We start from the raw sequence: 8,680 nt of genomic DNA, 5'->3' as shown, positions 1-8,680 counted from the left end.
GCTTTCGATAGGGGGACACCCCTCCACCATGCTTTGCATGGTCCCCCTCCCCTTGCAGGGGAGGAATAGAGGGGCGCCGCTAGGCCGTTACATGGCGGCCAGCAACTCGCTGATCTTCACGAACGCAAAGCCGATCGAGCTGTCCGCGATGCCATAAGGCAGGAACAGCGAGTCGCCGTGTCGGATCGCGCCGCAGGAATAGACGACGTTGGGCACATAACCCTCGCGATCCTGATCCTTGGCAGCGAGGATCGGCTGCTTGGTGCGGCCCAGCACCTTGGACGGATCGTTCTTGTCGAGCAGCGCCGCGCCGATAGAATATTTGCGCATCGCGCCGACGCCGTGGGTCAGCATCAGCCAACCTTCATCCACCTCGATGGGCGGGCCGCAATTGCCGATCTGCACCAGCTCCCAGGGGAAAACAGGCGTCAGGATCTTCTCGCCCTCGTCCCAGTGGGTCAGCGAGTCGGACTTGAGCAGGAAAAGGTTTTCACCGTCCTGCCGCCCGATCATCATATATTGGCCCGCCACCTTGCGCGGGAACAGCGCCATGCCCTTGTTACGCGCCGCCGAACCGGTCATCGGCACCAGGTCGAACGAGCGGAAATCGCGGGTGCGCATCAGTTCGGACTGAATGCCTGCACCGTCATAGGCCGTGTAGGTGCCGATCCATTCCAGCGCGCCGTCATCATGCGTGAACTGGACGATCCGCATGTCTTCCAGCCCCTTGGACTGGGCCTGGGTGATCGGGAAGATGACCGTGCCCGACAAGGTCGAGTCGCGGTGGCGGTGCACCGTGATCGGCCCATTGGGCATCGTATCGTCGCCCCAGCCATGCACGTCGGTCGCCGTCGCGAATGGCGGCTCGGGCGCGAGGCGCAGCTGGTTCTGATCGTTGATGATGCCCTCGCGAAAGGCCACCGAGGAAATATGCCCCTCGCCCACCGCGCGCATCGACATCAGGATACGCTGCGACCCCGGCTGGATGCCGGTCTGGTCGAAATGCGGCACCGCCGAGGGGTTCATCAGCGCGGCGGCGGCATAGCTGTACTCGTGACAGAAATACGCCCCGATCAGCTGGCGCTTCTCATCACCGATCTTCGATCCGTCGAGCTTCAACAAATCTTCGATCTGGTCATAGCGGGTCATGAAGACGCGGCGCGTCTGCCAGTGCCGTGCCTCGAAATCCTTCAGCACGGTTTCCAGCTGGTCCCGCGCTTCCTGCGGCGACATGGCCAGCACCTCACCGACCAGACGCTCGGTGCGGCTCGGCGGCGCGCCGTTGCCGCCGCCCCAGGCGATGTGAAACGGTCGTACCACGACACGCGAAGGATCGGCATGAAGCCGCAGCCGGTGGTTAAACAAATCCATCGCGCTACTGTCTCGCCATGTTACCCAAAACGCTCGTCACACCCCCCATGCGATCCCGCATCAGGCGATATGACGTTCGGCTCCTGCCATGGATGAGGCGGATTGGCAAAGACTTGCGATGGCGCAATTGGCGAGCTGCAGGGCCAGAATCGACTCCGCACCCTGGTTCCGGTTGAGCCCGGTCGGCATCAGACCATCGAAACAGCCGCCGTCATGCGCGGTCGCCAACGGCAGGTCGAGGTCATTGGCACCCAGGAACCAGCCATAGGCCCGTTCCCCCTCAGCGATCCAGCGCGCATCGGCGGTGGCGAGATAGGCCGAACGGCATGCCTCCACCGTCGCATGCGCCTCCAGCGGCTGCTGGTCGAACTGCAAGGGTTCGGCATAGGGGCGACCGAAGCTCTCGCTGCCGACCGCACGGAAACGGCCTTCGGGCGAGGTCTGTTTGGCGACGATCCATTCCAGCGTCGCGATGCCGCAATCGATCAAGTCCTGCCGACCCAGCGCACGCCCCGCCTCGATCAGCGCCTGCGGTACGCGAGCATTGTCATAGGCCAGCACGATCTCGAACCACTGCCATTCCGGGCGCCGGGCCTCTTCCAGCAAAGCGAGGTGCAGCGGGGGGAGCTTTTCGAGGATGGCGCGCGCCAGCTGATGCCCCGGCCGCGCTTCCAACATGGCCGCCGCGCCCAGCATGGCAAAGGCCTGCGCCCGCAGCGAACCCAGATCGAGCGCCAGCGAGGCGGTGGCGTCGAACCACATCTGGGCCCAGTCGCGATGCTTGCCCTGCTGCGCGTCGCGCGCGGTCACGCCCAATGCCCAGAGGGTGCGGCCGTTGGAGTCCTCGGACCCCACCTCCTCGCACCAGCTACGGTCGAAGCGCATGAAGTTGCGATAGCGACGCTCTTCCGGATTCCAGGCATATTGCAGGAACGAGGCGTAGATGGTCGTCCACTTGTCCCGCGTCACCGGATCGATATCCGGCGCCTGGGTCATGAAGATCAGCGCGCGCGCATTGTCGTCGATGCAATAGCCATGGCGGCGGTCGGGCACCGAATAGATGGCATGCTGCAACATGCCGGTCGAATCGCTCATGCGCTCGACAGCGGCCAGATCAGGCGCAAGCGGCTTGATCGACGCCTGGGGGGCGCTGCCGATCCGGCGCGGGCGGGCGGTGATGGCGGTGGCGAATTGCTCGATCGCGGCTTCGGCCAGGCGAGGCCAGATCATGGTGCGACCGCGCGCATAGGCGCGGGCGGACAGGCGGTTGCGCGCCGTCTCGTCCGACAGCAGCCGGTCGATCTCGCGGGCAAAGGCCCCGACATCGCCGAACGGCACCAGCACGCCGTGGTCGTCGTCCAAAATCTCGGTCGCATGGACATAGGGAGTGGATACCACCGCCTTGCCGACACCGACCGCATAGGACAGCGTGCCGCTCGTGATCTGGGCGGGGTTGGAATAGGGCGTCGCGTAGATGTCGGCGGCCTGTAGATAGTCGAGCAGTTCCTCATGCTCGACGAACGAGTCCACGAAAGCGACATTGCCGGATACGCCCAGCGTGTCGGCCAGCGCCTTCAGCCGGTCGCGATACGCCTCACCCTCATGCGCGATCAGATTGGGGTGAGTCGCGCCCAGCACGACATAGAGCAGCTCGGGATGGTTCGCGGCGACGGCGGGCAGCGCCTCGATGATCGTCTCGATCCCCTTGTTCGGGGCGAGCAGGCCGAAGGTCAGCACAACCTTGCGCCCTTCCCAGTTGAAGCGTGGCTTCAGCGCCTCGGGCGACATTAGCGCGCGATCGGGAACGCCGTGCGGGATCATCGCGATCTGACGCGGATCGGCCCCATAGACGCGCTGCAGGATGTCGCGGCCCTTCTCGGCCATGACGATGATGCGGGCGCAGCGCCGCAGCAGCCCTTCCATCACGCGGCGTTCGTCCGCGGAGGGCTTTTCCAGCACGGTGTGCAGTGTCGCGATCACGGGCAGCGTGGTGCGGTCGAGGAGCGCGAGCAGATGCTCGCCCGCTGCGCCGCCATAGATGCCATACTCATGCTGGACCCAGATGGCCTGCGCGCCGCTCGCCTCGATCCGGCGGGCGGTGTCGAGATAGGCGGACCGCTCATGCTGCGGAATGGAGGCGGTCACCGCCGGGGGATAGGCGTAGCGGCCGGGATGATCGTCCATCGCATAGACGTCGACGGCGATTTCCGGGAAACGGTTGCGCAGCGCGGAATGGACATCGGTGGTGAAGGTTGCGAGCCCGCACTGACGCGGCAGGAAATTTCCAATGAGCGCCAGTCGTTCGATCACGGTTCCGTTCGCATCCACCATATCGCATGTCCTTGCAGGCGCGAGGAAAGTGACGGGTCCGCCGATCTTTCTCGCCAGCAGGTCAACCCGCCTGACCCGGGAAGGTTGCAAACCGTATTACATATTTGCTGCACCGCAACCGCAAGAGGTCGTGATGGACAATAGGCGATCGAAACCTTGTTCCCTCGCCACCGCCGTCATGACGCTATGGCAACGATATCATGCCCAAGCTATCACGCGAGGGGACGGGGCCGGGATCATCGGCCTCGTAGGGGGAGAGGGACAGATGTGGCGATCGATCATAGGCCGCGCCGTACTGGGATTGGCCTTGGGCTCGCTTGCCGTGGCCAGCCATGCCAAGGGCATCAGCTATGACTGCGACAGCGCGCCGGGGCATTTTTCGGAATTGAACCTGCCGGTAGAGTCGGTGCCGTTCATCGTGACCGGCAAGGTCCAGCTAAATACGCTGGCCGAGCACAAGACCTATATCCCGTCCACCAAGCTGACGATCGCCTCCGCCACACCGGCCGGCCAATCGCCCGAGAGCTATGCCGGTCTCACACTGGTGGCGCTCGCCATGGATGCCAAGACGCCGGGGACCAAACCCCTGCCCGTCCAGATGTCGGGCTTCACGGCGAATGGGCGGGATGACGACATGCTGCCCCACAGCGTCACCGACAAGCTTGGTGTCGCTCAGCCCTTTCGCCTGAGCTATGACGGTCGCCAAGTCGTCGTCACGATCGGCGACGACACGAAAAGCTTTCCGCTGAAGACCGACTCCCCGATGGTGCAGGTGATGTGTTCGACCGGTGAGTTCCTCTACACCGATCTCCAGATCCTGTCGGGGCGCTGATCGTCCCTCGGGCGCGCGGCTTACCCGCCCGCGCCCGATGAGGCCGCCGCCCCGCCGGGGGCGCGGTCGGTGGCGTCTTGGATCGCCTTGCTGGCGGCGGGGGCCTTGCCGTCGGGCTTATAGCCTGGCTGATAGGTGATGCTGGCGTCCTTGCGCGCCTTTTGCAGCGTCTGGCCCATCGCATCGGCGATCGCCTTGCGTCGCAGGATTTCGCCCGCCAGCCCGCGTGCGACATTGCCCGCGATCGGCGTCGGCATCCGCTGGATGATCGCATTGGCGGTATAGACGCCCTTGTACGGCAGGAAGATCGGATCGGCCAAAGGCTGTTTGGCGACCTGCGCCGCGACGGCGGGTTCGAGGAACGCCGAGTCGATCAGGACATGATCGCGGCTGAAGGGCGTAGCATTGCGGGTCAGCCCGTCGGCCAGCGCGTCCAGCGTCTTATACTGGCCGAGCGACAGCAGCGCCTCGGTGCTCGCCGGTTGAGCGAAGCGAATCTGGTCGACATAGAATTTCTGCCGCTGCGCGAACTCATAGGGGTGCGCCGCGATATAGGCGTCGACCGCCTGGACGGTCGGCACGGGCACGGCGTTGGCCAGCTTTTCGGCCAGCATCTCGACCAGCAGCTTCTGCTCCTGTCGTTCGCGCCGGGCGGCATATTCGGGAGTCTTGTCGAGTCCCATCTTCTGCGCGGCGTGGGCCAGCAGGGTGCGGTCGACCAATTGCGGCAGGATCGTCTTGCGATAGGCGAGGCGATCGATACCCGGCGGCGCATCCACCAGTTCGGCGTCCAGTCCTTGCGTCGATATGGCCTGGCCATCGACGGTCGCGACCGACTGGCCGTCGGACTTGGACTGGCAGCCGGACAGCGCCAGCGCGGCAAGAGGAAAGGCGCTCCAGAGCAGATGTTTCACGCGAACACTCCATCACGAACCGGCAGGGCCGCCTTTGCACGATCCCGCCCGACGATGAGCCGATCGCCAGCCCCGTCTCGTCGTTCCTGCCGCTAAAGCGGTTGCGAAATCCTTATCCAAGCGAGAATTGGCGATACCCCATGAAAAAACCGGCCGCCCTTTCGGGCGACCGGTCGCTTTTCCACGTCGGGTGACGGGATCAGGCGATGGCGGCGCGCGGCGCATGGCCGCGGCGGCGCAGGACAAAGCCCACCAGCACCAAGCCCAGCATCATCATCGCCCAGGTCGCAGGCTCGGGCACCGCGACCGGCACCGACGCCGCACCATAAGCACCGCTGCCGCTATAGGAGGCCACGCCGATGCCCAGGCCAGTCGTCGGGTCGATATTGTAGATCGTCGTGCCCTTGACGCCGAACAGCGTGTCACCGGTCGAGGCCAGGCCGAAGATATCGGGCGTGCCGCCGATCAGACGGGTCGCGGCAGTGGTCGGGTCGACCACGGCCAGGCCGAGATTGCTGGCGAGGTAGAGCTGCCCCTTGAAGAAGGCGAGATCGCCCGAAGACTGCAGCGCGCCCATCGAGCCGACCAGGCTGGCCTGACCATTGGTCGTGTTGATCTTGTACAGATTGTTGTCGCCCGAGCCGAAAAGCGTGCCGTCCGCCCCGAAGACCAGACCATTGACGAACGAACCCAGCGAACCCAGCATCGTGCTCGCGCCGGTCGATTGCGAGATCTTGAACAGCGAACCGCCATCCACGCCGAACAGATCGCCCCCATTGTTAAGCGCGATGTCGAACATCGTGGTGCCGGTCTTGCCCAGCACGGTGCTGGTCTTGGTCGCCGTGTCATAGGACACCAGGCTGCCATTGGCATCGTTGATCAGGATGGTCGGGCTGGCGCTCGCGGTGCCCGCCGCACCCAGACCGACGAGCGTCGCCGCCATCATCGCGAAAAATTTGACGATCTTCTGCACAAGCCTGTTCCCTACGCGCATCACGAAGATGCCGATCATGAGTCGGAATTACCGCGACACATGATCGACTTCAAACATTTCCACTGTTTCATATAGGGATGAATGAGACGTTAGGAGGCTTTCACCCGCGACCGCGATAGCCCGCAACCCCCTGATCCGGCAGCCAAAGATCGGCCGGTGGCGCGGACGATTGCCAGAACACGTCGATCGGGATGCCACCGCGCGGATACCAGTATCCGCCGATACGCAGCCAAACGGGCTTCATTTCCTCGAACAATCGCTCGCCGATGCCGACGGTGCAATCCTCGTGGAAACCGGCATGATTGCGGAAGCTGCCCAAGAACAGCTTCAGCGACTTCGACTCGACGATCGTCTCGCCGGGCAAATAGTCGATGACGAGGTGTGCGAAGTCGGGCTGTCCGGTCACCGGGCACAGCGAGGTGAACTCGGGTGCCGCGAACCGGACCAGATAGGTCCGTCCGGGACGGGGGTTGGGAACATAATCGAGCACCGCCTCTTCCGGGGAAGCGGGCAGCGCGCTGGTCTGGCCGAGATGCTTCATGAAGGCTATGTAGGATAATCATGCCCCAATCGCCAACGCTGATCCCCATTCTCGGCGACCAATTGTCGATGAATCTGTCATCGCTGGAGGGCGCGGACCCCAGGCGCACGATCCTGCTGATGATGGAGGTCGAGGACGAGACGGGTTACGTCCGCCACCATAAGGCCAAGATCGCCTATATCCTGTCCGCCATGCGCCACCATGCCGAGGCCTTGAAGAAGGCGGGCTGGACGGTCGACTACGTCAAGCTGGACGACCCCGACAATGCGGGCAGCTTTACCGGCGAGGTGGCGCGCGCGGTCGAACGGCACGATCCCGAACGCATCGTCGTGACCCAGGCGGGCGAATGGCGGGTCGCCGCCATGCTGGAGGCATGGGAGACGATGTTTGGCATCCCCGTCGACATCCGCCCCGACACCCGCTTCATCGCCAGCCAGGCCGAGTTCGAGGACTGGGCGAAGGATCGCAAGGAACTCCGCATGGAGTTCTTCTACCGCCTGATGCGCCGCAAGACCGGCCTGTTGATGAAGGGCGACAAGCCCGAGGGCGGCAAGTGGAATTACGATGCCGACAACCGCAAGCCCGCGCCCAAGAAGGACACGCCGCCAGAGCCGCTGACGTTCGTGCCCGATGCGATCACCCGCGACGTGCTGAAGCTCGTCGCCGGACGGTTCGACAATCATCCCGGCTCGCTCGACGGCTTCGCCTATGCCGTCACCGCCGAGGACGCGCGAGCCCAGGCCGAAGCGTTCATGGCGCATGGCCTGCCCAAGTTCGGCGACTATCAGGACGCGATGCTGACCGGCCAGCACCAGCTCTGGCACTCGGTCCTGTCGCCCTATATCAATTCGGGGCTGCTCGACCCGCTCGACCTCTGCCGGATGGCGGAGGGGGAATACGAGGACGGCAACGCCAGCCTCAACTCGGTCGAGGGCTATATCCGTCAGATCATCGGCTGGCGCGAATATGTGCGCGGGCTCTATTGGCATGTCGGGCCGGATTATGTGGAGCGCAACTTCCTGCACGCGCATCGCAAACTGCCCGGCTTCTACTGGACGGGCGAGACCGACATGCACTGCATGGCGCAGGCGCTGGGCCAGACGCTCGACACCGCGCATGCCCATCATATCCAGCGGCTGATGGTGACGGGCAATTACGCCATCCGGATCGGTGCCGACCCGGCGGAGGTGCATCGCTGGTATCTGGAAATATATATCGACGCCTATGAATGGGTCGAGCTGCCCAATGTCGTCGGCATGAGCCAGTTCGCCGATGGCGGTATCATCGCGTCCAAGCCGTACGTGTCGTCCGGGGCCTATATCAACCGCATGTCGGATTATTGCGGGTCCTGCCGCTACGACGTGAAGCAGCGGGTCGGCGAGGACGCCTGCCCGTTCAACGCGCTCTATTGGGACTTCCTCGCGCGGCACGAAGAGCGGTTCGAGGGGAATGTGCGGATGGCGATGGCGTACCGGAACTGGAACCGGATGGCGGAGGCGGACCGCAAGGCGGTGCGGGCGCAGGCAGCGGGGTATTTGAAGGGGTTGGAGTAGTTCCCCGCGCTCACCTTTAGCCGCTCCCCTCCCGTAAACGGGAGGGGATGGGGGAGGGCATGACGTCTCACCGAGACCATCGCCCGTGGCCCTAGCCCCTCCCCAACCCCTCCCCCTGCCGGGAGAGGGGCTTTAGCTTGGCTT

Annotated in this window: 7 protein-coding genes; 2 read left to right on the top strand and 5 right to left on the bottom strand. The window is 64.3% G+C overall.

Features of this window, described 5'->3' with window-relative positions; translation table 11 throughout:
* Positions 1-87 precede the first annotated feature (87 nt).
* Both SSA01S_RS12035 and SSA01S_RS12030 read right to left on the bottom strand, forming a co-directional pair.
* Entirely contained in the window at positions 88-1,371 is a 1,284-nt protein-coding gene (locus tag SSA01S_RS12035; RefSeq protein ID WP_058716964.1) for a glycoside hydrolase family 130 protein, read from the bottom strand.
* 60 nt (positions 1,372-1,431) lie between these two features.
* Entirely contained in the window at positions 1,432-3,702 is a 2,271-nt protein-coding gene (locus tag SSA01S_RS12030; RefSeq protein ID WP_061780541.1) for a glycosyltransferase family 4 protein, read from the bottom strand.
* A gap of 265 nt (positions 3,703-3,967) precedes the next feature.
* Between SSA01S_RS12030 and SSA01S_RS12025 the strand changes: the two genes are divergently transcribed.
* The gene (locus tag SSA01S_RS12025; protein WP_061780540.1) at positions 3,968-4,534 is read left to right on the top strand and encodes a hypothetical protein; all 567 of its coding nucleotides are present in this window, start codon (positions 3,968-3,970) and stop codon (positions 4,532-4,534) included.
* Between the two features lie 20 nt (positions 4,535-4,554).
* Here the strand turns inward: SSA01S_RS12025 and SSA01S_RS12020 are convergent, their stop codons facing one another.
* From SSA01S_RS12020 to queF, 3 genes are all read right to left on the bottom strand, one after another.
* Positions 4,555-5,448, bottom strand: coding sequence for a hypothetical protein (locus SSA01S_RS12020; protein WP_061780539.1), 894 nt, complete (start codon positions 5,446-5,448; stop codon positions 4,555-4,557).
* Positions 5,449-5,647: 199 nt separating this feature from the next.
* Positions 5,648-6,421, bottom strand: coding sequence for a PEPxxWA-CTERM sorting domain-containing protein (locus SSA01S_RS12015; protein ID WP_167348914.1), 774 nt, complete (start codon positions 6,419-6,421; stop codon positions 5,648-5,650).
* A 121-nt stretch (positions 6,422-6,542) separates the two neighbouring features.
* Positions 6,543-6,983, bottom strand: coding sequence for a preQ(1) synthase (queF, locus tag SSA01S_RS12010; protein WP_061780537.1), 441 nt, complete (start codon positions 6,981-6,983; stop codon positions 6,543-6,545).
* Positions 6,984-7,003: 20 nt separating this feature from the next.
* Here queF and SSA01S_RS12005 point away from each other — a divergent pair, with 20 nt between their 5' ends.
* Positions 7,004-8,536 (top strand): cryptochrome/photolyase family protein, encoded by a 1,533-nt coding sequence (locus SSA01S_RS12005; RefSeq protein WP_061780536.1) that lies wholly within the window; start codon positions 7,004-7,006, stop codon positions 8,534-8,536.
* The last annotated feature ends 144 nt before the right edge of the window (positions 8,537-8,680 follow it).

The sequence above is a fragment of the Sphingomonas sanguinis NBRC 13937 genome (assembly GCF_001591005.1).
In the GTDB taxonomy this organism is placed as follows: Bacteria; Pseudomonadota; Alphaproteobacteria; order Sphingomonadales; family Sphingomonadaceae; genus Sphingomonas; species Sphingomonas sanguinis.
This window is presented reverse-complemented; position numbering and strand designations above follow the sequence as displayed.

What these genes read in the sequence shown, in the direction of transcription:
- SSA01S_RS12035 (WP_058716964.1), bottom strand. Translation starts at nt 1,371, where the DNA reads ATGGATTTGTTTAACCACCGGCTGCGGCTTCATGCCGATCCTTCGCGT.
- SSA01S_RS12030 (WP_061780541.1), bottom strand. Translation starts at nt 3,702, where the DNA reads ATGGTGGATGCGAACGGAACCGTGATCGAACGACTGGCGCTCATTGGA.
- SSA01S_RS12025 (WP_061780540.1), top strand. Translation starts at nt 3,968, where the DNA reads ATGTGGCGATCGATCATAGGCCGCGCCGTACTGGGATTGGCCTTGGGC.
- queF (WP_061780537.1), bottom strand. Translation starts at nt 6,983, where the DNA reads ATGAAGCATCTCGGCCAGACCAGCGCGCTGCCCGCTTCCCCGGAAGAG.
- SSA01S_RS12005 (WP_061780536.1), top strand. Translation starts at nt 7,004, where the DNA reads ATGCCCCAATCGCCAACGCTGATCCCCATTCTCGGCGACCAATTGTCG.